This window comes from Nocardiopsis sp. B62 (genome assembly GCF_018070675.1).
GTDB classification, from domain to species: Bacteria; Actinomycetota; Actinomycetes; order Streptosporangiales; family Streptosporangiaceae; genus Nocardiopsis; species Nocardiopsis prasina.
The window spans coordinates 114,320-139,448 of the sequence record NZ_JAGPXK010000010.1; the positions used below are offsets into that span (position 1 = coordinate 114,320).

Genomic DNA, 25,129 nt, shown 5'->3' on the forward strand with positions numbered 1-25,129 from the left:
TCACCCGTGCGACGCGGCCACGGCACGCTCGACCAGAGCGTCCAGCGAGGGCACGGTCTCCCCCTCCTTCAGGCCGCTGACCTCACCGGACAACGAGGAGGCGGCCACCTCGCTGATCTCCCCGTCACCGTAGAACTCCCTGAGCTTGCTGAAGTGCGCGAAGAGGCGCTCAGTGGAGTCCTCCATGATCGCGGTTCCCTCCACCGGCTTGAGGAAGGCGTTGGCCAGGTTCCAGGAGCCGTGCTCGCGGGCCACCATCATGAGGGTGTCGGGTCGTGTGTGCGCGGCCATCGAATTCTGCTTGCCGCTGGGAGTGGAGTTCACGAACGCGCGGATCCAGGCACCCAGAGCCCGATCCATGAGCTCGTTGATCTCGCCGTCGTCCGCTGTGGCTCCCGAACCGCTGACCAGGTTGCGCCGAAGCTGATCGAGATCGACGTTGGCGTAGCGGTAGTAACAGGCTGCGTTGAAGTCCACCACCCCGATCATGTCCGCACCGGCGTCCTGGTCGGCCTCGTTGACCTTGAGGTCGTCCACTGCGGTGAAGAAGTCGAACTCGGTGGACACCGCGTGCGTGGAGATGGCGTGCGCGACCTGGGAAGCGGCGTCGACGTTGAAATCCTTGTTGTTCGCGATCATCCGACCGAACAGCGCGATGTCCACGGAACGACCGGCGCTGAGGACGCGGTCGGCGGCCGTCCTCGTCTCCTTCTTCTTCGCGGCCGGGACCTCGTCGAGCTTGTCGAGCTTCTTCTTGTGGCTGTCGACCTGGGTCTTGGTCTTCTTCCGGTCCTCGCCCTCGGCCAGCTTGTGCTTCTCCTGAGCCTTCTCGAGGTCGCTCATGAGCTTGCGCCGCTTGTCGCCCTGCTCAGCGAGATCATCCCAGTGCTCGCGGCAGTACACGGCGAGCTCTTCGGCGGCCTTGGGGCCCAGGAAGAACAGGTACTGCGTGAGGTCCTTCTCCGCGATGGCGAAACCCATCCAGGCCAAGGCCTGCTGGACGATTCCACGTGCCTCGTCGGAGGGGACATCGGCGTCGGACGCGCCGTCGAGCAACCGTGCGGTGACGAGTAGCAGGCGTTTGGTGCGCTCACCGAGCTCCGACTGGTCGAGCCCGTATCGGGGGAAGAGCGTCCGGGCCGAGCGCTTCAGGCACTGACTGGAGACCCTGCCGCGAACGACCCCGCCGAAGGTGACGCTCTTCGGCTGGCCGACGTCGTCCCGGTTCAGGTTGCTGGTGGGGAAGGACTGGAGCAGGTGCAGTTCGATGTTCACGTGCGGACTCCGTGCGGTGTGTGCTGTCGAGGGGTGGGAGAAGGCGTTACCGGGTGGGACTCTGATCCCGTGGCGCGGTCCGACCGGTATGGAAGTGCTCGGCCCAACGCAGATGCACCTGGTGCGCACGTGGGCTCCCCGCTGGCGCCTGACGGAGATCGACCAGGTCGTCGAGGAGTTGGCCGTAGTCCAGCGCCACCTTCTGCTGCTGAAGCATCCGCACGGCCTGGCGCAACCGGTTCTGGAGGACGTTCCAGTCGGAGGTGAGCAGTTGGCGCAGACGGGCCTCGGCGGACGAGCCGGTCCCGCAGTCCCTCATGGCGATGCCGAGGGGCCTTCGCCATCCACTCGTGGCTGATCGCGGGTTCAGGGAGAACAGGACCGCGACGAAGTTCCAGACCTCCTTCTCGTCCGGCTCGGGTGAGTGGGGGAGGACGAGGTCGACGACGTCGGGCAGGTAGTGCGGATCGTTGGTACTCCGACGTACCCGGGCGAGGATCCTCCGCGCCCTCGCGACCCGGCTCGCCTCCTGGGACTCCAGGTCACGCCCCAGTGAGTACAGTCCGTGGACGAAGTTCTTTCGGCCTCGGTGGATCCGGGGGCCCGGGGTGCTCATGTCACTCATCCTCTGTCCTCGGCCTGGGGTCGTAGCTCCTCAGGTTCCTGTCGAATTCGTGCCGGATCCCACGCACCCGTTCCTGGAACCCCGAGGTGCATTCCGCGAGCGCCAGGAGGTTTCTCGCTGATCTTCGGGGAAGGATCTCCACCCATCGGTGCTGGGCCTCCTCCGCGGTCTCCTCAACGACGTTCGCCCAGTTCTCCGTGGGCCCGAAGGCACCTTCGTGGTCCTCCTTGATTTTCTCGCCGAGATCGACCAGGTAGTCGTTGAAGTGCTCGGAGAGCCGAGGCCAGAACCACTGCTGGAGGAGTTTCCTTTCCGCTCTCGGAGTATCCCGGAGTAGTGCGTGATATTCCCGTTCCAGTTTTCCGAGTTCGTCACCCACGTCATCGGCCAGGGAAACGGCCAATCCCATGAGGGGTTCCAGCCGTGTCTCCTGCGGCCGTGCCCGAAGCACAGCTGCGGGGGCGGGCACGACCTCCTCCAGCCAGGTGTGCACCGCGCCTCGGTTGGGGTCGAGCTGCTGCCCCAGCACACGGATCGTGTAGACGGTGGATTCGGGCAGGGCGTCCCTCCCCTGGTGCCTTTCGGCCACGTGGTCCAGGTTTCGGGGGCGGAAGCGTTCTCGCTGACTGTCGTTGTCCTCGTCGGCCAACAGGAGTTCGCGGCAGTGCCGCCACACCCCACGCAGCTCCTCCAGCTGGACGGGCTTCCAAGGGCTGGCGACTCCCTTGCCGGGCACGTTCTTCTTCTTGGTGAAGGTGCGACGGTAGGCCGCCATGTTCTCGACGAGACGGAGATCCGTACTCAGCCGGGGGCCGGGAAGGATGGCCACCCCGTCGATGACGACGCCGTTCGCGCCAACCCGACCACGGAGCCGCACGTGGCGTGACGGCCAGGTGAGGAGGTCCAGCAGACCATAGGGGGCGCGGCCTCGCTTGTCGGCCTCCTGCGAACCCTGGGAGTCCGCGGGGTCACGTTCCCAGACGGGCCGATCGCCGGGCCCCGGTCGCGGGTCCAGAGTGTCGTCGCCCCAGTTCGGGGTCGTGTTGAGCAGGAGGGTCTCGCGCAGGGTGGAACCCTCGATGAGGACCGTCGCTGAGCTGTTGCCCAGGGACGGCTGCGAGGGATGTTTCCCCGTCTTGAGGCCGCCGGTGTCGAAGGCCTGAACCGTGACCAGCCACCGAGCCGCCTCGGCGGGGCTCAGTTCCACCTGGTCTTCCTGGGTGCTGTGATCGAAGAGCGTGGCGTTGTTGCCCGCGGCGCGGAACATGGTGAGCTTGGCGGTGGAGCCGAGCAACTCTTCCGGGATGTCGGGCGTCTGGAAGAAGGGGCGGTCTCCGAACAGGTCGAACCGGTCGCGGTATCCGGGGGAATCCCCCTCACCGTTCAGATAGCGGTCCAGCCGCTCCGTGGGGAAGGGCCCTCGGTGCCACAGCTCGGACCACCGCGTGCGCCATCCCGCGCTCTCGATCCCGTCGAAATAGACGCGGAAGGTCAGCGTGACCAGCAGTCGGTGCAGGGCTGCCGTGACAGTGGGGGTCTCACCCTGGAGCCAGCGGAATTCGTGTGCCCTGTCCAGGGCCTCCTGAAGACCGACAGTTTCCGGTTCGCCCTTGAGGGTGACTACCGGTATCCAGGGTTCTCGGAGAAGGTCGAACCTCAATGCTCGTCTTTCCGTGCCGATCGTTCATCAGTGATGGGGCCAGGGGTGGCAAGGAAGAAGGGAGTCTGGGCCCGACCCTATCCAAGCTGCTGTGCCCTGTGTTCGGAATTCGAAAGCTCTCGCCGGAAAAAGCTGGCCGGTAATGGTCAGACGGAGTCCGAGTTCACGATCCCCAGCCCGAACACCGGATGCAGGGTAAAGGTGAATGGTCCGACGGTCGCGCGGTCGTCAGGACCCACGTGCAGGACACGGTGCCCGCTCAACCAACCGGTCGCCTCGAAGGACTCTGGAAGGTCGAGCTGATCACGAAGGGCTTCGAGTATCTCCTCGGTGATCTCCTCGTCGACCTCCAGGAGGATCGACGAGTCTCTCAGCGCGGACACGGTGTCGGAGTCGATCCGAACCGCTGACAGGTTGACTCTCCTGCCGAAATGTGTTCGGTGCCCACCCTCCGTTTCCCACAGGGGAATGAGCGTCAGGCCATCCAGTTCCTCGTCCATGGAACCTCCTTCGAGTGTGGAGCGTCGTTTCGGGCTCAGTCCCGAGTGCCTCGGCTGGAGTGGGCGTCGTGGGTGAGCTGGTTGATGCGGTCTCCGTCCACCAGGCGTTCGATCCGGCGGGTCTGAGCACCGGTCCACTCCCGATCGATGCGGATTCGGCGTTCGAGTTCAGCGGAAGCGACTCTTCGGCCGTACTCGACAGGGAGGGAAGAGTGGTCCTCGTAGGCTCTGCGCACCAGCTCGGGCAGGTCGTGGGGCAGGGCGATGGAACTCCGCTCGGAGAGAAGACCCTCCGTCGCCAGGAGCAGACTCCTGGCATAGATGATCGCGGATCCGGGAGGAAAGGTCCCGGGGGTGTTGCCCCTGATGATCAGGACCCGTGGTTCGGCCACCGGTGCGGGCCGTGAGCGCCCTCGGTGTCTGTGTAGCCGCCCGAGCCGCTGGCACAGATGGTCCACCGGTGCCGGGTCCGTCACCATGAAATCGAAGTCGACGTCCACGCCGTGCTCCAGCACCTGGGTACCCACGGCGATGACTCGCTCGGCGCCGGCGTTCTCCCGCTGAACGGACTCCGGACCGCGCAGCTCGTTGAGCGTGGCCTCGTTCTCCCGCCGGCGGCGCTGGTAGGTGCGATCACCGGTCAGGTGGAGGAGTGTCGCGGTCCCATTCCACCCACGTGCTTCCAACTGGTGCTCCAACGCCTCGAACACGTCGCGAGCCCCGTTCTTGGTGTTGCGGATGACCGCCGCGCAACCCCCCTCGCCCAGCCGATCGAGGACCTGGCCGGCGATCTCCTGGGGGTCGTTGGGGACTGGCTCCCATTCAATGGTCCGGAGGGGGTTGTCCTCGGACAGCTTCACCGGTTGGACCTGCGGGATATCAGAGGGCTCGGCCCAGGTGAGCTTCCATGGGTCACCCGACTGGGAGGGGATCTCCACCCACTCGGGGCGGAGTCCCTGTCGCACCCTGGCACCGTTGCGCCAGGAGTTGACGAGCTTCGTCCTCTGGGCGTCGGTGAGGGTCGCCGACAGCATTACGACCGGAACGCCCATACGACCGCACCACCAGAGCAGCACTTCGAGGAACGCGGACATGTGGGCGTTGTAGGAGTGCACCTCGTCCAGGAGCAGGACCTTGTTGCTCACGGCGGACAGACGCATGGTGACGCTCTTGCCGCGGATCGCGGCCTTGAGGAGTTGGTCGATGGTTCCGGTTCCGAAGGGAAAGATGATGCCTCGGTTGATGTGGAACGTCTTCAGGGCCCACTTTCGGATCTCGTGATCCTCAGGACAGACGTCTCTCGGAGCGAGGGTCTCGAGCAGGGTGGGGTCGCTGTCCGGGTCGTGGGGATCCTTGGCGTACAGCAGGTGTGAGCGGAGTCCCGACCCGGCACGGTCCAGCAGGTCGTTCGCCTGAGCGTGCACGTCCCGGGCCAGGGAACGGTTGGGAGAGGCGAGGTAGGCACCTGCCCGCCGCAGCCGTGCGGCGAGGATGGTGGAGGCCAGGAGCCCGGCCTTGGTCTTGCCCTCTCCGGTCGGCGCCTGAGCCACGAGGATGCCGGGCCCGCTGACTCCCTCCAGGAGCTGGGAGACGGCCTGTTGGAGCGGCCGGGCGCCCTTCTCCTTCGGAAAGAGAGAGCCGAAGGAGGTGTCCGCAGGAGGTTCCCAGGGCACCCAGTTCACCCGGCCGAGGTTGGTGTGGATCCAGGTACGAGCGCTGTCCAGGTAGCCGGGCAGCTCGTCCACGGAAAGGCTGCTGCGACGCGGGTAGGACTCACCTTTCAGGGTCGTCTCGTCCGAGGCGGTCCAGTCGCTGACCATGGTCAGCCCGGCCAGCCCCACCGCAGCCGCCGGAGAGAGATGGGTCTCCCGCCAACCCTCGGTGTACGGAGCCAGTCCCACGGCACCGGCGACGAGTTCGATGAAGAGGTGCCTCGCCCGTTCCCAGCGTTCGTCACCCAGGTTGTGTGCCTGCGCCGCGGCCTGGCGGGTCTGCTTCGGATGGGGGAGCCAACCGTGGTGGCCGCCCAGCGCGTCGATGATGTTGTACCTGGCCGACCAGGGCGCGCCCCGCTTTCCGAGCCATGTCTCCAAGTGCACCGCGGTCACGCGTTCGTGGCGGGCCTTGCGCCAGTCGCCCTCCAGGCTCCGGTGGAACTCCTCGGGGATGTGGACCCTGGCCCGGTCCTTCCGGAGCGCCTGGAACGCGGGGGAGAGCTTGCCGAGGTCGTGCAGGGCGCACAGGAGGAAGATCCAGGCGCGAACCTGTTGCCTCGCCTCCTCCGGATCCAGACCTTGATTCGCGAGAGGGGACAGCCCCTCCTCCAGTTCTCGGCGGATCTCCGGCCCCAGGAAGACCTCGTACAGGGCCTCGGCCGCTGCGTAGGTGTCCAGGGCGTGGCAGATCAGCGCGTGCGGCTCAGCGTCCGTCTTCGGTCCCAGCTTTCCCCAGGCGGTGAGGACCAGCTTCTCGATCTGGATCGGTGACGTGAACGCGGTGTACTCAGGAGGTGACATGTCCTGCTTTCCAACGCAGAAGGGGCCCCGATCAACGGGACCCCCTCAGGGAAGCACAGGGCAGTGACAGAACGGATTCGAGCCGAACCGATCCGTGGTCGGCTACCCGAACCGGCCGGTGATGTAGTTCTCGGTCTCCTTCTTCTCCGGGCGGGTGAAGATCTGGTTCGTCTCGCCCATCTCGATCAGCTTGCCGGGCTTGCCCGGGGCCGAGAGGTTGAAGAAGGCGGTCCGGTCGGAGACGCGGGCGGCCTGCTGCATGTTGTGGGTGACGATCACGATCGTGTAGTCCTCCTTCAGCTTGTGAATGAGGTCCTCGATCGCCAGGGTCGAGATGGGGTCCAGCGCCGAGCAGGGCTCGTCCATGAGGAGCACGGACGGCTTCACGGCCGTGGCACGGGCGATGCACAGGCGCTGCTGCTGGCCGCCGGACAGGCCCGAGCCGGGCTTGTTCAGGCGGTCCTTGACCTCTTCCCAGAGGTTGGCGCCGCGCAGCGACTCCTCGACCAGCCCGTCCGCCTCGGACTTGCTCATCCGCGTGTTGTTGAGCCGGGCCCCGGCGATCACGTTGTCGTAGATCGACATCGTGGGGAACGGGTTGGCCTTCTGGAAGACCATGCCGATCTCGCTGCGGACCATCACCGGGTCGACCTCGCGACCGTAGATGTCGAGGTCGTCCAGGAGGACCTTGCCCTCGGCGCGGGCGCCGGGGGTGACCTCGTGCATGCGGTTCAGGGTGCGCAGGAAGGTCGACTTGCCGCAGCCGGAGGAGCCGATGAACGCCGTCACGGAGCGGGGTTCGATGGTCATGGACACGTCCTCGACCGCGAGGAAGTCGCTGTAGTAGACGTGCAGTCCGGAGACGTCGATTCGTTTCGCCACAGGGTGTTCCTCGTTTTAGCGGGTCTTGGGTGCGAAGAGGCGGCCGATCACGCGGGCCAGGACGAACAGCAGCATGACCGTCAGGACCAGCGTCAGGGCGGCGGCCCAGGCCCTCTCGTAGTTGACGGCCCCACCCATGCGGAACTGCGAGTAGATGAACACCGGCAGGCTCATCATCTGGCCGTCGAACAGGTTCCAGTTGATGGACACGGCCGACGACCCGGCGGTGAGGACCAGCGGTGCCGTCTCTCCGATAACGCGCGCGATGGCGAGCATGATTCCGGTGGTCAGCCCGGCCGCGGAGGTGGGGAGCACCACCTTGGTGATCGTGCGCCACTTGGGCACGCCCAGGGCGTAGGAGGCCTCACGCAGGTCGCGGGGGACCAGGCGGAGCATCTCCTCGCTGGAGCGGACCACGACCGGGATCATCAGCACGGCGAGGGAGATCGCGCCCGCCGCGCCGTTGGTCTTGCCGGGGCCGAACAGCATCATCCACAGCGCCACCACGAAGAGACCGGCGACGATGGACGGGATGCCGGTCATGACGTCCACGAAGAACGTGATGACCTTCTTCAGGCGGCCCTGGGCGTACTCGACCAGGTAGACGGCGGTGAGCACGCCGATCGGCACCGAGATCAGCGTGGCCATCCCGGTGATCGCCAGGGTTCCGACGATCGCGTGATACACGCCGCCCGCGTCCATGCTCGGCAGCACGCCGTTCATCGACACGGACAGGAAGTGGCCGTCGAAGCGGTCCAGCCCGTAGCCGACCACCGTGTACAGCAGCGACACCAGCGGCGCCATGGCGAGCAGGAACGCGGAGTAGACCAGCGAGGTGACCAGGCGGTCCTTGGCCTTGCGGCCGCCCTCGATCCGCGCCGAGGCGGTCACGACGATGACCACGTAGGAGACGGCGGTGAGCAGGGCCCACAGGACCACGCCGAAGGAGGAGAAGGCGGCCAGCACGCCCGCCACCACCATGCCGCACGCGACCAGCAGGACCAGCGGGAAGCGGTTGGGCAGGGCGCCGGAGCGGAGGTGGTTCCCGGCCGGGCCCGCGTCGGGGGCAGGAGGCTGCGTCGTCGTCATGCTCATGCGGACTCCTTGTTGCCCCGGGCCACGACGTAGCGGGCGCCCATGTTGACGGCCAGGGTGATCGCGAACAGCACCAGGCCCGCGGCGATCAGCGCGGACACGCCGTAGCCGGTGGCCTCCGGGTACTGGAGGGCGATGTGCGCGGCGATGGTCTGGTTGCCGCTCTGGAGCAGGTTGAAGGAGATCGCCAGGGACGGGGAGAGGATCATGGCGACGGCCATGGTCTCGCCCAGCGCGCGGCCCATGCCGAGCATGGCGCCGCCGACGATCCCGGACTTGCCGAAGGGCAGGACGGCGAGGCGGATCATCTCCCAGCGGGTGGCGCCCATGGCGAGCGCGGCCTCGCGGTGGCCCTGCGGGACCTGGTGGAACACGTCGCGGGACATCGCGGTGATGATCGGCAGGATCATCACGGCCAGGACGACGCCCGCGGTGAGCAGCGTGCGGGCGGAGGTGGAGGCGGGGCCCGCGAAGAGGGGGATCCAGCCCAGGTACTTCGTCATGCCCTCGTAGACGGGCACCAGCTGCGGGGCCAGCACCATCATGCCCCACAGGCCGTAGACCACGCTGGGGATGGCGGCGAGCAGGTCGACCAGGTAACCGAGCGTCGTGGCGAGCCGTCGGGGCGCGTAGTAGACGATGAACAGCGCGATGCCGATCGCCACCGGGGTGGCCAGCAGGAGCGCGATCGCGGCGGCCATGACGGTACCGAAGGCCAGTGCCGCCACACCGAACGACGGGTTCTCCCGGACGTTGGCGTTCCACGACTGGTCCGTCAGGAAGTTCGAGGTGTTGGCCAGCAGCGACGGCCAGGCCTGGACCAGGAGGAAGGCGGCCACACCCGCGAGGATCAGCAGGATCAGGAGCCCCGATCCTCGGGCGAGCCCGGCGAAAACGACATCGCCGATCCGGCGCTTGCCCGTGGGCGGGGGTGCCGCCTTGGGCGCGTCCGTGGTCGTCATGGATTCTCCGGTTCGGAAGTTTGTGCGGGGCTGGTCATCGGTCCGCGTCCCAGCGGGACGGCGGTGAACCACGCGGGACCCGACCGCGGTGCCAGGGCCAACGCACGGAAAACAGCCGAACCGCGCCGATTGCGAAGGTAGGCGCAGGAAGTGACCAGTTGTCCCAGAGAAGATGAACGGAAGGTGAACGCGGTGTCGCACTCTTGTGGCGCACCGGGGTTCGTCCGGTGAATGTGACAAGCCGCACGTCGCGCGGGCCTTCGGGGGCGGCCCGCACCGGCGTTCAGCTCCGGGGCTCGGAGGGGGCGTACATCACGTCCGTGTCCCACATGGTGAAGCCGAGGGACTCGTACAGGCGCACCGCGGCCTCGTTGTCACCGTCCACGTACAGGTGGACCCAGGGCAGCCCGGCGTCGCGCAGGTGGACGAGTCCGGCCAGGGTCAGGGCGCGGCCCAGCCCGGTGCCCTGCCACGCGGGGTCGACCCCCACCACGTAGACCTCGCCGACGGCCTCGTCGTCGCTCAGTCCGGCACCGTCGGCGTGCGTCTTGGTCCAGTGGTAGGCGGCGATCGCGCCGCTGTTGGTGGACGCCACCAGGAACCCCCGGGGGTCGAACCAGTCCTCGACCTCGCGCTGGAGCAGGTCGTCCAGGGTGAGCGAACCCTGTTCGGGGTGGTCGGCGAAGGCGAGCGCGTTGGCCCTCAGCCACGGCTGCTCGTCCTGGCCCACGACGAACGGCCGGATGCGCACCTTCTCGGAGACCTCGGGCCGCAGGACGGGCTCGGGCAGCTCGGGCGCGGTCCACGGGCCGCCCGGGACCTCGGGGCCCAGGTCGCGCAGGGGCATGCGCATCTTGTGCAGCTCCCGGACCGGCTCCCAGCCCTCGGACTCCGCCACCGAGACCGCACCGGGTGTGCGCCCGTGAGCCCACACCCGCACCCCGTGGGGACCCGCGTCCTCACGGATCGAGCGCAGCAGCGTGGATCCGTGTCCGCTTCGGCGGTGCTCGGGGTGCACGACGACCTCGCCGGAGTCCGGCTCGCCCTCGCCTCTCTCCACGAACGCGAACCCCACGACCCGGTCGTCGTGGGAGACGACGTGGAAGCGGCTGCTGCCGGAGGGGGCGCCGTGTCTGATCCGGAGCAGGGTGTGCTCGGACAGGGCGGCGGCCCCGTCCCGCACGCGCGCGGCCTCGGCCAGGGCCAGTACGGGCCCGGCCATCTCCGGTGCGAGGTTGTCAGTGACTAGCGGGGTACTCATGAGCCAGAATCCTAGATCGTGTTGGCCGAATTCCCCACGTCGACGCCCGTACTGCCTCCCTGGACGGCGATCCGGTGGGCGGACGTGAGCGGACCCGGGGCCGGAACGCGCGTTCGTGGCCCCGGGCCGCTCGTCGATGTGTCAGACCTTGCGTCGCCTGCCCTGGTAACCGCCGCCGAGCCGGACCCGGCGGGTGGGTGCCAGCGGGGTGGCGAGCAACAGGGCGAGCAGGAACGCCGCGAGCAGGACGGCCGGTGCGATCGAGGGGCCCATGTCCGAGTGGTCGGCTGCGACCTCGGTCTCGGTGTCCTCGTCGGCCGTGGGCGTGACCAGCGGCAGTTCGGCCAGGTCCTCGGCCTCCCCGGGAGAGAGGTCGGGCAGGTCCGCCTCGTTGCGGGGAAGCGTGGGGATGCTCGCGCCGCTGGTGGGGGCAGTGCTCACGGTCGAACGCGGTGGCTGGTTCGGGGTCCGGGCGGGGCCGCGCTCGTTCCCGGAACCGCCGCCCGCGCTGCTCTCGCTCGCCGAGGGGGAGGGCGTGGGCGTGCCGGACGGGGGCGGGGCCGGCGTGGGGCTCTCGGAGTTCGTCGGGGACGGTGTCGGCGACGGACTCGGAGTCCTGGTGGGCTGCTCGGTCGGCTCCTCCGTGGGGGTCTCCGAAGGCGACTCCGTGGGAGTGGGGGAGGGCGAGGGCTCGGGGTCGGTGACCGTCACCGTCCACGGGTTCGACGCGACCTCCTTCACCTGGCTCTCGTCGACTCCCTGGCAGCCCTCACCGGGGGCGGCCGCGTAGCGCAGGGTCGCCGTCACGGTGGTGTCCTGCCGGGGCGCGCCGGTGACCGTGCTCTGGGTCGTGATCTCGGGTGCGATCACGGAGGCGGTGGGGGCGCCCGCCGGGAGCTCGTCGGAGTCGGTCCGCAGTTCGAGCAGGCAGATCGGGATGTCCCCGGTGTTGGTCACCGAGAGCGTGTTGGGCGGGGCCGCCTCCCCGAGTTCGACGGAGTCGGCCTCACTGGAGAAGGTGATGACGGCGGAGGCAACGGGGTCGGCGGGGTCGGCGTGGGCCGGCGACATCACGGCGATCAGTGTGGAACCGACGAAGGCCGCGCCGATGACGCTGCTCAGGCGGGGTCTGTGGGGGGCGTGGGTAGCGGGGGTCGGCATCGGTGCGATCTCACTCCTCCGGGGGCGCGCCTTCAGCGACTCGGGCCGCACCCGGCGACGCGACTCCGCCACGCCTGCCAAGCCCCGTCCGTCGGGTGCCCCACCGATCTTAGGGCGTGGGGGCGCCGAGCACGAGGGCGCGCGCCGTCCAATTGGTCGGATGGGGGGACGGGCTCCGAGTCGGGCCGCGGTCCCGGACACGACTCCGGGGCGCCCATGGCCATGGGCGCCCCGGAGAGCGGTCGGAGCCGGGTGGGGCCGTCGTCAGGAGGCCCCGGCGGAACGGGTGGCGGGCACGGCCTCCGCCGTCTCCGTGGCCTCCGTCGTCTCGGCCGCCTCGCCGGTCGGCTTCTGGGCCGACCCGGACTTCGAGACGGGGTCTGGTACGAAGCGGTAGCCCACGTTGCGGACCGTGCCGATCAGGGACTCGTTCTCCGAGCCCAGCTTGGCGCGCAGGCGACGCACGTGCACGTCGATCGTCCTGGTGCCGCCGTAGTAGTCGTAGCCCCAGACCTCCTGGAGCAGTTGGGCCCGGGTGAACACGCGCCCGGGGTGCTGCGCCAGGAACTTGAGCAGCTCGAACTCCTTGAAGGTGAGGTCGAGGATGCGGCCGCGCAGACGCGCGATGTAGGTGGCCTCGTCGATCACCAGGTCGCCCCGGCGGATCTCGTCCGGGTCGTCGGACCCGGCCTCGGCAGCCCCGACCGCCAGGCGCAGACGGGCCTCGACCTCGGCCGGACCCGCGGTGACCAGGATGAAGTCGTCGGCCTGCCAGTCCGGGGTCAGCGCCGCGACGCCGCCCTCGGTGAGGACGACCAGCAGCGGGCAGTCCAGTCCGGTGGTGTCCAGAAGCCGGCAGAAGTTACGGGCAGCCGCCAGGTCCGTTCGCGCATCGACCAGAATGGCGTCAACCGGGGCGCTCGGGTTCCCGCTGACTCCGGAGGCCAGCAGGGCCCCGGCCTCAGCGGGAGCCACCCGCACGGAGTGCAGGAGGAGTCCGAGGGCGGGAAGAACGTGGTCGGACGGTTCGTTCGAGTTCGTGAGTAACAGCAGATGGCTCATGCGTCTCTTCTCGTCGGCCCGCTTGTGTCGGGCGATCGAAGGCGCCATTGCCCCCGGTGAAGATTTGTCGAATACGTCGCCTCCGAGCAACACCAAGGATAATCAACTCATGGCGAAGTGCACTATCCGGTACTGGGCTTCCGCGAAGGAAGCCGCCGGAACGGCTGAGGAGACAGTCGAAGCCGACACCCTCGCGGCAGCCCTCGAAGCGGCGTGTCTCCTGCACGCTGACGACCGTTTCCAGCGCGTGCTGGGGGCTTCGTCGCTTCTGGTGGACGAACGGCCCGTGGGTCGGCGGGCACACAGTGAGGTGCCGGTCACGGACGGGACTGTGATCGAGGTCCTACCGCCCTTCGCGGGCGGGTGAGGTGTCCGACAGCGTGGCGGAATCGGAGCGAAACATGACGGAAACCCAGCAGTGGACGCGGAAGGCGCGCGTGGTCATGCTCGGCAAGGCCGGGTGCCACCTCTGCGAGGAGGCGTGGTCGGTCATCGAGGGCGTGACGGACGACCTCGGCGTGGACCGGGCCGGGCACGACCTGGCGGAGGTCTCGGAGGTCGACCGCGAGGAGTACTGGGACAAGGTCCCGGTGACCTTCGTCGACGGACGGAGGCACGATTTCTGGCGGGTGTCCGAGGGGCGTCTGCGCTCCGCGCTCTCCTCCTGAGGGGAACTCTCGCGGAGTCACTTCCGAGAACGGGCGGGTGTGGGAATGGGCGCCGTCGAGCGCGTGGCGGTGCCACCGCTATTGCCGACGGTGCCTTTTCCGCATCGCTCACGCGTCGCTTCCCGGTTGCGGGTCGGAGGCCTCCGCGACTTACTCACCGGTTCCGCGCTGGCGGTGTCCTCCGTCCGGAATGCGTGCGATGTGATCTCCTGTTCCGCAGCGGGCTCACGGGGGTGCATTTGTGGGAACTCGCCCGCGGGGCGTCACATCGGACCCCACTTTGTGCGTGCTTTCACAAGCACGTAATCTGGGGGTCCCACGACCCGTAGGGCGGGGGAGGCGCGTGTCCGGGGCCGTCGGTGTCGGAGCCGCGAACTCCGTACCCCGCACCCGCCCGAACCGACCTCTCCCCAGGAGCGCCACCCTGTGACAACTCGTCCGCCTCGGCCCCGGGAGAGGGGAATACCGGAGGCCACCGTCGCCCGGCTTCCGGTCTACCTGCGCGCCCTCCAGTCACTCCAGGACCGTGGCACCGCCACCGTCTCCTCCGAGGGGCTCGCCGGCGCCGCGGGAGTCAACTCGGCGAAGCTCCGCAAGGACCTCTCCCATCTGGGCTCCTACGGGACGAGAGGCGTGGGCTACGAGGTCGAGTACCTCATCTACCAGATCTCGCGTGAGCTTGGTCTCACCCAGGACTGGTCAGTGGCCATCGTCGGCATCGGCAACCTGGGGCGCGCACTGGCCAACTACGGGGGCTTCGGCACCCGTGGCTTCCGGATAGCGGCCCTGCTCGACGCCGACCCGGACGTGGTCGGACGGTCCGTGGCGTCGCTGGACGTGAGGCATATTGACAGCCTGGAGGAGGTTGTGCGTTCCAGGGGTGTGTCGATCGGGGTGATCGCCACACCGGCCGGTTCCGCGCAGGGTGTCGCCAGCCGCTTCGTGGAAGCGGGAGTGACCAGCATCCTCAACTTCGCCCCCGTCGTGCTGAATGTGCCGGACGGGGTCGATGTGCGTAAGGTCGACTTGTCCATCGAACTCCAGATCCTCGCCTTCCACGCGCAGCGCAGGGCCGACGGCGACGGTCAGACGCACAGGTCGGGGCTGGAAGTGACATGAGACGGACCGGGTCCTGGGGCAGGGTCCCCAAGGCTCGAGCGGCGGCGATGAGCGAGCGTTCGCCGCGTTTCGGGGGGTAGACGGCGGTGGTCCCCGTCCGTACCCGAACATGGAGAGACATAGTGCCTGCATAGGAGTGCGGATGAGTGTCCTGGCCGTGGGGTTGAGTCATCGGAGTTCGCCGGTGGCGCTGCTCGAACGTGTCGCGTTGAACGGCGAGACGCGTACCAGGGCGGTCGGTGAGATGGTCGGCTCCGACGCGGTCAACGAGGTCATGGTGGTCTCCACCTGCAACCGCACCGAGGTCTACGCCGACGTCGAGAACCCGCACGGCGGGGTCGCGGCGATCACCGAACTCCTCTCCTGGCACACCGGTGTGACCCTCGGCGAGCTCAACGAGCACCTCTACGCGCACTTCGAGGACCACGCCGTCCAGCACCTGTTCTCCGTCACCTGCGGCCTCGACTCCATGGTCGTCGGCGAGGGCCAGATCCTCGGCCAGGTCCGCGACGCCCTCAAGGAGGGCCAGGAGACCGGCTCCGTCGGCCGGGTCCTCAACGACCTCGGACAGCGGGCCCTGCGCGTGGGCAAGCGCGCCCACACCGAGACCCACCTGGACCACGCCGGGGCCGACATGGTCAGCTTCGGCCTCACCATCGCCACCCGGGAGCTCGCGGTCACCCCGGACCCGTCGCTGCCCGCCGCCGAGGTCACCCCGCCCGCCGGCTGCCCCATGTCCGGCAGGGGCGCCCTCTCCGACCCCGCCGAACCCCGCAGCCTCGGCGCCGCTCTCCCTTCCGGCCCGCTCACCGGCTCCCGCGTGCTGGTCCTCGGCGCGGGTTCCATGAGCGCACTGTCCGCCAACACCGTGGCCCGCCAGGGTGCCGGGACGGTCATCGTCGCCAACCGCACGCCCGAGCGCGCCGCGCGTCTGGCCGAGTGCCTCAACGAGGCCTACGACACCGTGCGAGCCGGCTCCGTGCCCTTCGCCGAGGCCGCCGCTACGCTCGCCGACGTCGACCTCGTCATCTCCTGCACCGGCGCCCAGGGCCTCGTGCTCACCGCCGAGGCCGTGGCCGCCGCCACCCGGGGCCGCACCCGCCCCCTGGTCTTCCTGGACCTGGCCCTGCCCCGCGACATCGACCCCGGCGTGCGCGAGCTGCCCGGTGTCCACCTCGTGGACATCGAGGACCTGCGCCAGGCCGTCGCCTCCGGAACGGACCACGACCCCGGCCGCTCCAACGCGCTCCCGCTCGTGCGCGGGATCGTCGACGAGGAGGTCAACGAGTTCCGCGCGATCCGCCGCGCCAACGAGGTCGCGCCCACCGTCGTCGCCCTGCGCGCCCAGGCCCGTGACGTGGTGGACTCCGAGCTCTCCCGTCTCCACGGACGCCTCCCCGACGACCTCGACGACCGCACCCGCGAGGAGATCGGCCGCGCCATGCGCCGTGTCGCCGACAAACTGCTGCACAGACCGACCGTGCGCGTGAAGGAACTGGCCGCGGCCCCGGACGGCGAGTCCTACGAGGCCGCCCTGCGCCAGCTGTTCGACCTCGACCTCCAGATCCCGAAGGACCCGGACGGGGAGACCTGTCCCGGTCGCCGCAGCCCCGCCGCGCGGCCCGCACAGGAGAAGGCATGACCGCAGAAGGCACCACCGCCGTACCCGCCAAGCTCGGCACCCGCCGCAGCACCATGGCCACCACCCAGTCCCAGGGGGTCGCCGACACGATCACCGAGCGGACCGGCCAGGCGATCGAGCTGGAGCTCATCACGAGCTTCGGCGACGTCACCAAGGCCCACCTGACCCAGCTCGGCGGCACCGGCGTGTTCGTCAACGCCCTGCGCGACGAGCTGGTCGCCGGAACCATCGACTTCGCGGTGCACTCCCTCAAGGACCTGCCCACGGCCCCCTCCGAGGGGCTGGTCCTGGCGGCCATCCCCGAGCGGGACGACCCCAGGGACGCCCTCTGCGCCCGCGACGGCCTCAAGTTCGCGGACCTGCCCGCCGGGGCGAAGGTCGGCACGGGCTCTCCCCGCCGCGTCGCCCAGCTGTCCGCGCTCCGCCCCGACCTGGTCTACCTCCCCATCCGGGGCAACGCCGAGACCCGCCTGGGCAAGGTCTCCTCCGGCGAACTCGACGCCGTGGTCCTGGCCTACGCCGGTCTGGGCCGCGTGGGCCGCCGCGACGACGTCACCGACGTTTTCGAGCCAGAGCAGATGCTGCCCGCCCCCGGTCAGGGCGCCCTCGCCGTGGAGTGCCGCACCGAGCGCGCCGGGACCGACCTCGCCTACCTGGGTTCCGTCGACCACCCGGTCACCCGCGCCGAGGTCGTCGCCGAGCGCACCGTGCTGTCCGAGCTGGAGGCCGGGTGCGCTGCCCCGGTCGGCGCCTTCGCCGAGTACGCGGAGGGCCGCCTGCGCCTGCGCGCAGCCGTGGTCGCCACCAACGGCGCCACCGCCGTGCGGCGCGAGCGCACCATCGACCTGGACTCGCCGGAGGACCTCGACGCCGCCGTCGGGCTCGGCCGGGAGCTCGCCCGCCAGATGATCGCCGAGGGCGCCGACCGCATCGTCGCCGAGGCCTTCGCCGAGCGGGACACCCCCTAGGCCGTGCGACCCGGTCCACTGACGTCCCGCACGCCGCCGAACGCGCCGGGCGGGCGGCCGAACCCGGGTGGGCCCCCGCCGTGCGACACGGCGGGGCCCGCGGAGCAAGGCACAGCAGGGGCAACTTCGCCCGCGCCCCGCGAGAAAGGGTCCGGACGCCACCGCACCACCACCTCCCCGTCACCGCCCCGGACTCCGCACCCCGGGGCGCGGGCGACCCACAAACGAGGAGCCAGTACGTGAACGCCAACGCCAGCCCCCAGCCGGAGGAACCGCGTCGCCGCGAGCGCGGGGCCGGTCACGTCGCCCTGGTCGGTGCCGGTCCGGGAGGCGCCGACCTCCTGACCCTGCGCGGCGCCGAGCTGCTGCGCCGGGCCGACGTGGTCATCACCCTCAGGGAGCCCGCGGCCGAGGAGCTCGCCGGTTTCCGCGAGGAGCTGCTCGCGCACTGCTCCGAGGACGTCACGGTGGTGGAGGCCGCCCAGTGCGGCGGCGACGTCAACTCGCTCGCCGTCACCCATGCCCGCGAGGGCCAGCGGGTGGTGCGCCTGTACTCGGGTGACCCGTTCTTCGGCTGCCGGGGCGCCGCCCTGGTCGCCGCCTGCCGGGAGGCCGGGATCGAGGCTGAGGTCGCCCCCGGGGTCTCCTCGATCACCTCCGTCCCGACCTTCGGTGGCATCTCCCTGCTCGGCGACGACGAGGCCGAGCTGCGTGTGTTGCACGCCCGACCGCACGGCGACAAGGAGGTCGACTGGCAGGAGGCCGCCGCCAGCGACGCTCCCCTGGTCATCCTGGGCGCCGACGCCCCGCCGGAGGAGGCGCCCGAGCACCGGGGACCCGGCTTCGACGTCGTGTGCAAGGCCCTCATCGCCGGTGGCCGTCCCGCCACCACCCCCGTGGCGGTCGTGCGCGCGGGCGGCACCACCCGGCAGACCACCGTCACCTCGACGCTGGCCCGCCTGGTTGCCGAACTCAAGTCCACCGACGCCAAGAACCACCACGTCACGGCGCCCGCGCTGATGATCGTCGGCTCCCCGGTGGCCCGCCAGGCCGAGCAGTCCTGGTACGAGACCCGCCCGCTGTTCGGATGGCGGGTCCTGGTGCCCCGCACCAAGGAGCAGGCCGTGGCCCTCTCCGACCAGCTGCGCGGCTACGGAGCGGTGCCCGAGGAGGTGCCCACCATCTCGGTGGAGCCGCCGCGCACCCCGCAGCAGATGGAACGCGCCGTGCGGGGCCTGGTGACCGGCCGCTACCAGTGGGTGGCCTTCACCTCCGTCAACGCCGTCCGGGCCATCCGCGAGCGCCTGGAGTCGTACGGCCTGGACGCCCGCGCGTTCGCGGGGGTCAAGGTCGCCGTGGTCGGCGAGGCCACCGCGCAGGCCGTCCGCGACTTCGGTATCCAGCCCGACCTGGAGCCCGCCGAGGACGCCCAGTCCAGCAAGGGCCTGGTTGAGGTCTGGCCGCCCTACGACGCCGAGATCGACCCCATCGAGAGGGTCCTGCTGCCGCGCGCGGACATCGCCACCGAGACCCTCGCCGCCGGGCTCACCGACCTCGGCTGGGAGATCGACGACGTCACCGCCTACCGCACCGTGCGGGCGGCGCCCCCGCCCCAGCCGGTCCGCGAGGCGATCAAGGGCGGCGGCTTCGACGCGGTGCTCTTCACGTCCTCGTCCACGGTGCGCAACCTCGTGGGGATCGCGGGCAAGCCGCACAACACCACCGCGATCGCCGTGATCGGCCCGGAGACCGAGAAGACCGCCATCGAGTTCGGCCTGCGCGTGGACGTGGTCGCGCCGAAAGCCTCGGTTTCCGCCCTCGCGGAGGCGCTTTCGGAGTACGGTGCGGCCAGGCGCCAGGAAGCGATCAACGCGGGCAAGCCGGTCCTCAAGCCCAGCCAGAAGCGCCGCGGTCGCCGCCGCAAGCTCTGAACAGCGAACCCCGAGCCGTGCCCTCGGCTCCCGACCACCACCAGCCCATCCGGGAGTACCCATGACCGCCAGCCATGACGCGGAGTTCCCCGTCGCCCGGCCGCGCCGACTGCGCCGAGGACCGGCGCTGCGCCGCCTGGTCGCGCAGACCCGGGTTCTCCCGGAGAACCTGATCCTGCCCATGTTCGTCAAGGAGGGGCTCACCGATCCGGTGGCGATCTCCTCGATGCCCGGTCAGGTGCAGCACACACGGGACAGCCTGCGCAAGGCCGCCCGTGAGGCGGTGGAGGCCGGGGTCGGCGGGCTCATGCTGTTCGGCATCCCCGAGCACAAGGACTCGGTGGGCTCGCAGGCCGACGACCCCGACGGGGTGGTTCAGGTGGCGCTGCGCGACCTCGCGGCCGAGGTCGGCGACGACATCGTGGTGATGGCCGACCTCTGCCTGTGCGAGTACACCGACCACGGCCACTGCGGTCCGCTCGAGGAGGACGGGCACGTCAACAACGACCTCACCCTGGAGCGGTACGCGTCCATCGCCGTCGCCCAGGCCGAGGCCGGGGCCGCCGTGGTGGCACCCAGCGGCATGATGGACGGCCAGGTCGGGGCGATCCGCGACGGGCTCGACCGGGCGGGCTTCCCGCACGTGCCGATCCTGGCCTACGCGGCCAAGTACGCCTCGGTGTTCTACGGTCCCTTCCGTGAGGCCGCCGAGGGCGCCCCCCAGTCCGGGGACCGCTCCGGATACCAGCAGGACCCGGCCAACGTCCGAGAGTCCCTGCGCGAGGTGGCCCTGGACGTCGCCGAGGGCGCCGACATGGTCATGGTGAAGCCGGGCCTGGCCTACCTCGACGTGGTCGCCAAGGTCGCCGAGTCCTCTCCGGTACCCGTGTCGGCCTATCAGGTCAGTGGCGAGTACGCGATGATCGAGGCGGCGGCCGAGAGGGGCTGGCTCGACCGTGAGCGGGCCATCCTGGAGACCCTGACCTCCTACCGGCGCGCGGGGGCCGAACAGATCCTGACGTACTGGGCCACCGAGGCGGCCCGCCTGCTGCGTTGACGCGGCGAGGCCCACGCCCCGGTCGCGGCCGCCGGGCGCCCGGCCCTTCCACCCGGCCGCGCCCGCACCGATCACGACCGGGGAGTTCCAAATGGCCGACGTGTTGTACCGACGGAAACGACGCCACGCTACGGACAGCATGATGGAGTCGGCCCTGCGCTTCGCCGAACTGGGCTGGCCGGTGGTGCGGGGCACGGCCCCGGGTGAGGACCGGGCGTGTACGTGCGACCGGATGGGCTGTCCGGACCCGGCTGCGCACCCGGTGACCGCGGCCTGGGGTGTGGAGGCCAGCACCGACGCGGAGACGATCCGCCGGTGGTGGACGGCCAGCCCCCAGGCGAACATCGTGCTCCCGACCGGCCGGGTCTTCGACGTCCTGGACGTTCCCCGTGAGGCCGGTGTGATGGCTCTGGCGCGCATGGGCCGCGCGGGCGTACCGGCGGGCCCGGTCGCGGCCCTGGACTCGCGTTACATGTTCTTCGTCGCCACCCGCTCCCCGATGGACGAGGACGAGTGGTGGTCGTGTCATCTGGACTGCGTCCCGGAGGCCGTGGAGGCGATGCCGGGTCTGCGCTGGCACTGCCGGGACAGCTTCGTCCTGGGCGCTCCCTCCGTGCTGGCTTCCGGGGGACGCGTCACCTGGATCCGCAACCCCCGCGACGTGGAGGGCGCGGTGGTCCTGCCGGACCCGATCGCCGTCCTGGACATCCTCAACGACGCCAGCGAGGAGTTCGCGCTCCCGGGTGCCTGAGGGCCGCGCGGCCGGGTGCCGTGACCACGCGCCCGGATCGCCGCGATGCCGTAACTTCTCCCCTGTGAGCGAACCCACCCACACACTTCCCCCACCCCGGTCCCCATCCCCGCGCCGGTCCCGGGCAGCGCGGGCCCGGGTCCTCCCCGCCCTCCTCCCCTTGCTGTTCCTGGCCGTCGGGTGCGTCCCCGGAGGGCCGGCCCCCTTCGGACCCCGTCCCGTCGCGGAGACCTCCGGAGTGGACGAGCCGGAAGGTGTCGACGCCGAGGGGGTGGAGAGCCTCTGTGCCGACATCGAGACGCACATCGACATCGTGGACACCGCTGCGGAGTCCCTGGAGCAGGACCTGCTGGTCGACGGGGTGCCCTTCCAGGACCAGCACTACACCGACCTGGACCAGCACCTACTCGACGTCGAGGCCCTGGAGGAGCTCCTCTCCCGCGACGGTCCGGTCAGAGAGGTGACCGAGCGGGCCGACGCGGTCCATGCCGTGCTGGTGGAACTCGACTTCGGTGACGAGCCCGGCCTGGCCAAGGCGCTCTCGCGGGTCGCGGACACCCGGGACCCCATCCTGGAGTTCTGTGCGGTCTGACGTCGCCGGTCAGGCGCGGTGCTCCCCGACCCACAGGGCCAGTGCGGTGCGGTCGCGCAGGTCCAGTTTGCGCAGGATGCTCGTGACGTGGTTCTTGGCCGTGCCCTCGGTGATGAACAGGGTGCGGGCGATCTCCCGGTTGGTGGCGCCCGTGCCCACCACGCGCGCCACCTCCCACTCGCGCTCCGACAGCGCCGACGGCCGCACGGGGGAGGGCACCGGTGCCGGGGGAGCGGTCAGGGCGGCCACCAGGTGGTCCGCGGCCGGGCCGCCCAGGACGGTCTCGCCCCGCGCGGCTTGGCGGATCGCCAGCACCAGCTCCTCGGGAGGGACGTCCTTGAGCAGATAGCCCCGGGCGCCCGAGCGCAGCCCGCCGAAGACGAGTTCGTCGTCGTCGAACGTGGTCAGGATGACCGCGGGCACGCCCGGATGCTCCGCGCGCATCCGAGTGATGAGTTCGATCCCGTCCATGCGCGGCATACGGGCGTCCACCAGGGCGACGTCCGGCGGCGGCGCCGAGGCCAGGAACTCCAGTGCCTCGACCCCGTCGGACGCGTCGCCGACGACCTCGACGCCGTCCTCGATCTCCAGCAGTTTGCGCAGGCCCTGCCGGAGCAGGATCTGGTCGTCCACGATCAGCACCGAGACCGGCCTCACCCGGCACCCCCGGCCATGACCGGGGCGGTGCTCTCGGCCCGGGACTCGGCGGGAACGGTCACCAGGAGCCGGAACCCGCCACCCGGCGGCTTCTCGGTGTCCATGGATCCGGCCACGGAGGCCACCCGCTCGCGCAGGCCGCGCAGGCCGAACCCGCCTCGGGCCGCGCCCTCCTCGGCGCCGGTGCCGTTGTCGGTCACCGACACGCACGCGCCCTCCGCCGATCCGCCCACCTCCACCTCGACCCGGTCTCCACCGGAGTGACGCATCGCGTTGGTCAGCCCCTCTTGGAGCGCCCGGTAACAGACCAGCTCGGCCTCCTGAGACAGACGAGGCCAGGCCCCGGCATCGGTGAAGACGATGCGCGCACCGCCGCCGTCGAAGGACTCGGCCATCGCCCGCATGGCCGTCGTGCCCGCGTGCCCCTCCAGCTGGAGCGGGCGCAGGGCGCGCACCCAGCGGCGGGTGTCGGTGAGGGCGTCCCGGGCCAGTTCCCGGGCCTGCTCCACCTCCGCCCAGGCCGCCTCGGGGCGGGCGGTGCGAAAGCGCGACGCGTTCGAGAGCGTCATGGCCAGGGCGGTCAGGTAGTGCCCGGTGCTGTCGTGCATCTCCCTCGACATCCGCGCCCGCTCCTCGGAGACGGTCAGCTCACGCACGCGCTCCGCGTGGCGGCCCAGTTCCGCGTGGGCCTCCTCCAGTTCGGCCAGCAGCTCCCGGGTCCGTTCGGCCCGCTGGGAGGCCACGAGCAGGGCGACGTACACCAGGCCCGAGGCCAGCACCAGGACCAGGGAGCTGCCGGTCGTCACGAGGCCGATCAGCAGCGGGTCGCCGGGGACCAACAGGACCAGCAGGAGGTTCACCCCGCCGAGGAAGGCCGCGTAGCCGCAGGCTCCGGCGATCCCGAACACGGCGATCGCGTTCATGGTGGCCAGACACACCAGGACCAGCACGGTGTAGTTGTTGGAGGCCAGCGAGAACACGGACACGGCCAGGAACAGGACGCTGGCCGCCCGGTGTCCCCACCAGGCCGAGGGCGACCAGGCCAGCAGCGGCCACAGCGCGCAGGAGACCACCAGACACACGATGATCACCAGGATCACCACGTCGACCAGCGGGTCGCCGGAAGGAAACAACTCCGGGGCGACGAGGAACACGAACCCGTAGGTGAGTCCGGTGGAGACCACGGCAGCCCAGAACAGCAGGTTCAGGACCCGGGGAGGGCGGTCTGCGCGGAGCGCCACCCAGGAGGAGAGGTCGGGCAGGGAATCGTTCTTCCGCATTCTTCGAGAGTAGCCGCGGGGCCGTTCACGAGAATGCGCGAAGGGTCATGGACAAGGGCACGTTCGGACCATGACCTCCGGCATGGTCCGCCCCTGGCCAGGCACATGACCCGTGTGTGCCCCCGGGCCGATGCGCCCGCCGCGCGGAATTCCTAGCGTTTCTCCCATCGAGAAAGAGCGTGAATCGAAGGGTGGGAGTCGGATGGCGGCGAACTCGTCGGAAACCGTTGTCGGAAGTGGAGCTGTTCCCGTTCCGTGGGTCGGAGCGGTCCTTGCCTCGCTCATGGCGCTGGTCGCCGTGGGGGTGACGGTGACCCTGTGGCCGGAGATTCCGGAGGTGGTCCCCAGCGGGAAGGTCGGGCTCGACGGGGAGCCCACGATGACCCCCCGCTGGCTGTTCACCACGGCAGTGCCGGGGACCATCCTGCTGCTGGTCACGGCACTGACCGTCGGCGCTCGCCTGGGAGCCGGTTTCCAACGTGCGCTCCGGCTGCCGGTGTTCTGGTCCGGGCGTTCGCTGGGCAGGCTGCTGGACCTGAACCTGGCCGTGCTGGCCGCGTTCCTGCTGGCCGTCCACGTGGTCATGCTGCACTCGGAGTCCGGGCGTGAGCTGCCGATGTCCACCGACCAGCTGATGGCCCTCCTCCTGGCCGTCTTCCTGATGGCCCTCGGCCTGCTGGTTTTGGTGGTGCGCGCCCGTGAGGGACACGACACCCCCGCCGTCCGATGGTGGAACCGGGCGCGCTGGTCCGTGGGCGGGGGTGTCGTGGCGGTCGGGGTTCTCACGGGGGCCGTCGGCCTCCTTCCGGAGCCCCGGTGGGCGGCCCTCACGGGGGTGCTGTTGATGCCCGTGATCCTGCTGGGATGCGCGGTGCCCTTCGTCGGGGACCAGTCCTGGCGTAACGGGCCAGACGGCCCGAGCGCGGAATGATCCAAGAAGCGCGACCTAGACCTCGGTGGCGTTGACCACGATCCCGTCGTGGTCGCTGTAGAGCCACTCTCCCGGGACGAACGTGACGTCCCCGAAGGTCACCGGTACGTCCTGGCGTCCGGCGGCGTCCTTGAGGGACTTGCGGGGGTTGGAGCCCAGGGCCTTCACCCCGAGCGCCAGCCCGCCCAGGGCGACGGTGTCGCGGACGGCGCCGTTGACGACCACCCCGGCCCAGCCGTTGCGCACGGCGGCCTCGGCGATCATGTCGCCCATCAGGGCGCTGCGCAGGGAGCCGTTGCCGTCCACCACCAGGACGGCGCCCTCGCCGGGGGTGTTGAGGATCTGCTTGACCAGGCCGTTGTCCTCGTGGCAGCGGACGGTGCGGACCGGCCCGGAGAACACCCGGTGCCCCCCGTACTGCCGGAACTGCGTGGAGCAGCTGCGCAGGGTGTCGCCGTGGTCGTCGATCAGGTCCGCCGTGGTGAAGTCCGTTGCCATGCCAGCTCCGGTCCGTGAGTGAGCGAGTGGACGGGA

General features: G+C 70.1%; 24 protein-coding genes. 10 read left to right on the forward strand and 14 right to left on the reverse strand.

Features of this window, described 5'->3' with window-relative positions; translation table 11 throughout:
- The 11 genes from cas7e to KBX21_RS13460 form a co-directional block, all read right to left on the reverse strand.
- Positions 1–1,275: a type I-E CRISPR-associated protein Cas7/Cse4/CasC gene (gene cas7e / locus KBX21_RS13410; protein WP_210842103.1), complete on the reverse strand. Its 1,275-nt coding sequence runs from the start codon at positions 1,273–1,275 to the stop codon at positions 1–3.
- Positions 1,276–1,321: 46 nt separating this feature from the next.
- Positions 1,322–1,900: a type I-E CRISPR-associated protein Cse2/CasB gene (gene casB / locus KBX21_RS13415; RefSeq protein ID WP_156208091.1), complete on the reverse strand. Its 579-nt coding sequence runs from the start codon at positions 1,898–1,900 to the stop codon at positions 1,322–1,324.
- Positions 1,893–3,560, reverse strand: a complete 1,668-nt coding sequence (gene casA / locus KBX21_RS13420) for a type I-E CRISPR-associated protein Cse1/CasA (RefSeq protein ID WP_210842104.1) — start codon at positions 3,558–3,560, stop codon at positions 1,893–1,895. The genes casB and casA overlap by 8 nt, the downstream gene beginning before the upstream one ends.
- 146 nt (positions 3,561–3,706) lie before the next feature.
- A complete protein-coding gene (locus KBX21_RS13425) occupies positions 3,707–4,060 on the reverse strand; it encodes a hypothetical protein (RefSeq protein ID WP_210842105.1) in 354 nt (117 codons plus the stop codon).
- A gap of 35 nt (positions 4,061–4,095) precedes the next feature.
- Positions 4,096–6,576, reverse strand: coding sequence for a CRISPR-associated helicase Cas3' (gene cas3, locus KBX21_RS13430; RefSeq protein ID WP_210842106.1), 2,481 nt, complete (start codon positions 6,574–6,576; stop codon positions 4,096–4,098).
- Between the two features lie 102 nt (positions 6,577–6,678).
- Positions 6,679–7,458 carry a phosphate ABC transporter ATP-binding protein PstB gene (gene pstB / locus KBX21_RS13435; RefSeq protein WP_049573962.1) on the reverse strand — a complete coding sequence of 260 codons (780 nt, stop codon included), beginning with the start codon at positions 7,456–7,458 and terminating at the stop codon, positions 6,679–6,681.
- 15 nt (positions 7,459–7,473) lie between these two features.
- Positions 7,474–8,553, reverse strand: coding sequence for a phosphate ABC transporter permease PstA (gene pstA, locus KBX21_RS13440; protein WP_017544214.1), 1,080 nt, complete (start codon positions 8,551–8,553; stop codon positions 7,474–7,476).
- Positions 8,550–9,515, reverse strand: a complete 966-nt coding sequence (gene pstC / locus KBX21_RS13445; protein ID WP_049573959.1) for a phosphate ABC transporter permease subunit PstC — start codon at positions 9,513–9,515, stop codon at positions 8,550–8,552. Before pstC ends, pstA begins: the two co-directional genes overlap by 4 nt.
- A gap of 283 nt (positions 9,516–9,798) precedes the next feature.
- Entirely contained in the window at positions 9,799–10,776 is a 978-nt protein-coding gene (gene mshD, locus KBX21_RS13450) for a mycothiol synthase (RefSeq protein WP_049573955.1), read from the reverse strand.
- A 141-nt stretch (positions 10,777–10,917) separates the two neighbouring features.
- Positions 10,918–11,937, reverse strand: a complete 1,020-nt coding sequence (locus KBX21_RS13455) for a hypothetical protein (RefSeq protein WP_210842107.1) — start codon at positions 11,935–11,937, stop codon at positions 10,918–10,920.
- A gap of 264 nt (positions 11,938–12,201) precedes the next feature.
- Positions 12,202–12,999 carry a response regulator transcription factor gene (locus tag KBX21_RS13460; RefSeq protein ID WP_210842108.1) on the reverse strand — a complete coding sequence of 266 codons (798 nt, stop codon included), beginning with the start codon at positions 12,997–12,999 and terminating at the stop codon, positions 12,202–12,204.
- Between the two features lie 109 nt (positions 13,000–13,108).
- Between KBX21_RS13460 and KBX21_RS13465 the strand changes: the two genes are divergently transcribed.
- The 9 genes from KBX21_RS13465 (at position 13,109) to KBX21_RS13505 (ending at position 21,727) form a co-directional block, all read left to right on the forward strand.
- Entirely contained in the window at positions 13,109–13,366 is a 258-nt protein-coding gene (locus KBX21_RS13465) for a MoaD/ThiS family protein (RefSeq protein ID WP_049579613.1), read from the forward strand.
- A 34-nt stretch (positions 13,367–13,400) separates the two neighbouring features.
- The gene (locus tag KBX21_RS13470; protein ID WP_049579633.1) at positions 13,401–13,667 is read left to right on the forward strand and encodes a glutaredoxin family protein; all 267 of its coding nucleotides are present in this window, start codon (positions 13,401–13,403) and stop codon (positions 13,665–13,667) included.
- 426 nt (positions 13,668–14,093) lie between these two features.
- The gene (locus KBX21_RS13475) at positions 14,094–14,786 is read left to right on the forward strand and encodes a redox-sensing transcriptional repressor Rex (protein ID WP_049579615.1); all 693 of its coding nucleotides are present in this window, start codon (positions 14,094–14,096) and stop codon (positions 14,784–14,786) included.
- 142 nt (positions 14,787–14,928) lie between these two features.
- A complete protein-coding gene (locus KBX21_RS13480; protein ID WP_210842109.1) occupies positions 14,929–16,428 on the forward strand; it encodes a glutamyl-tRNA reductase in 1,500 nt (499 codons plus the stop codon).
- Positions 16,425–17,396, forward strand: coding sequence for a hydroxymethylbilane synthase (gene hemC / locus KBX21_RS13485; protein WP_049579621.1), 972 nt, complete (start codon positions 16,425–16,427; stop codon positions 17,394–17,396). Before KBX21_RS13480 ends, hemC begins: the two co-directional genes overlap by 4 nt.
- Before the next feature lie 239 nt (positions 17,397–17,635).
- Positions 17,636–19,327 (forward strand): uroporphyrinogen-III synthase, encoded by a 1,692-nt coding sequence (locus tag KBX21_RS13490; protein WP_049579624.1) that lies wholly within the window; start codon positions 17,636–17,638, stop codon positions 19,325–19,327.
- 61 nt (positions 19,328–19,388) lie between these two features.
- Positions 19,389–20,384: a porphobilinogen synthase gene (hemB, locus tag KBX21_RS13495; RefSeq protein WP_049579627.1), complete on the forward strand. Its 996-nt coding sequence runs from the start codon at positions 19,389–19,391 to the stop codon at positions 20,382–20,384.
- A 91-nt stretch (positions 20,385–20,475) separates the two neighbouring features.
- Complete coding sequence (locus KBX21_RS13500; protein ID WP_369801140.1) at positions 20,476–21,135, forward strand: bifunctional DNA primase/polymerase; 660 nt, start codon at positions 20,476–20,478, stop codon at positions 21,133–21,135.
- 238 nt (positions 21,136–21,373) lie between these two features.
- Entirely contained in the window at positions 21,374–21,727 is a 354-nt protein-coding gene (locus KBX21_RS13505) for a hypothetical protein (RefSeq protein WP_210842110.1), read from the forward strand.
- 9 nt (positions 21,728–21,736) lie between these two features.
- Here the strand turns inward: KBX21_RS13505 and KBX21_RS13510 are convergent, their stop codons facing one another.
- Both KBX21_RS13510 and KBX21_RS13515 read right to left on the reverse strand, forming a co-directional pair.
- Positions 21,737–22,384: a response regulator transcription factor gene (locus KBX21_RS13510; protein WP_210842111.1), complete on the reverse strand. Its 648-nt coding sequence runs from the start codon at positions 22,382–22,384 to the stop codon at positions 21,737–21,739.
- Complete coding sequence (locus tag KBX21_RS13515; RefSeq protein WP_049578975.1) at positions 22,381–23,664, reverse strand: sensor histidine kinase; 1,284 nt, start codon at positions 23,662–23,664, stop codon at positions 22,381–22,383. The genes KBX21_RS13510 and KBX21_RS13515 overlap by 4 nt, the downstream gene beginning before the upstream one ends.
- A 283-nt stretch (positions 23,665–23,947) precedes the next feature.
- On the opposite strand from KBX21_RS13515, the gene KBX21_RS13520 reads away from it, so the two are divergent.
- Positions 23,948–24,595: a hypothetical protein gene (locus tag KBX21_RS13520; RefSeq protein WP_247665686.1), complete on the forward strand. Its 648-nt coding sequence runs from the start codon at positions 23,948–23,950 to the stop codon at positions 24,593–24,595.
- A gap of 15 nt (positions 24,596–24,610) precedes the next feature.
- Here the strand turns inward: KBX21_RS13520 and rraA are convergent, their stop codons facing one another.
- Complete coding sequence (gene rraA / locus KBX21_RS13525; RefSeq protein ID WP_049578969.1) at positions 24,611–25,093, reverse strand: ribonuclease E activity regulator RraA; 483 nt, start codon at positions 25,091–25,093, stop codon at positions 24,611–24,613.
- Positions 25,094–25,129: the final 36 nt, after the last annotated feature.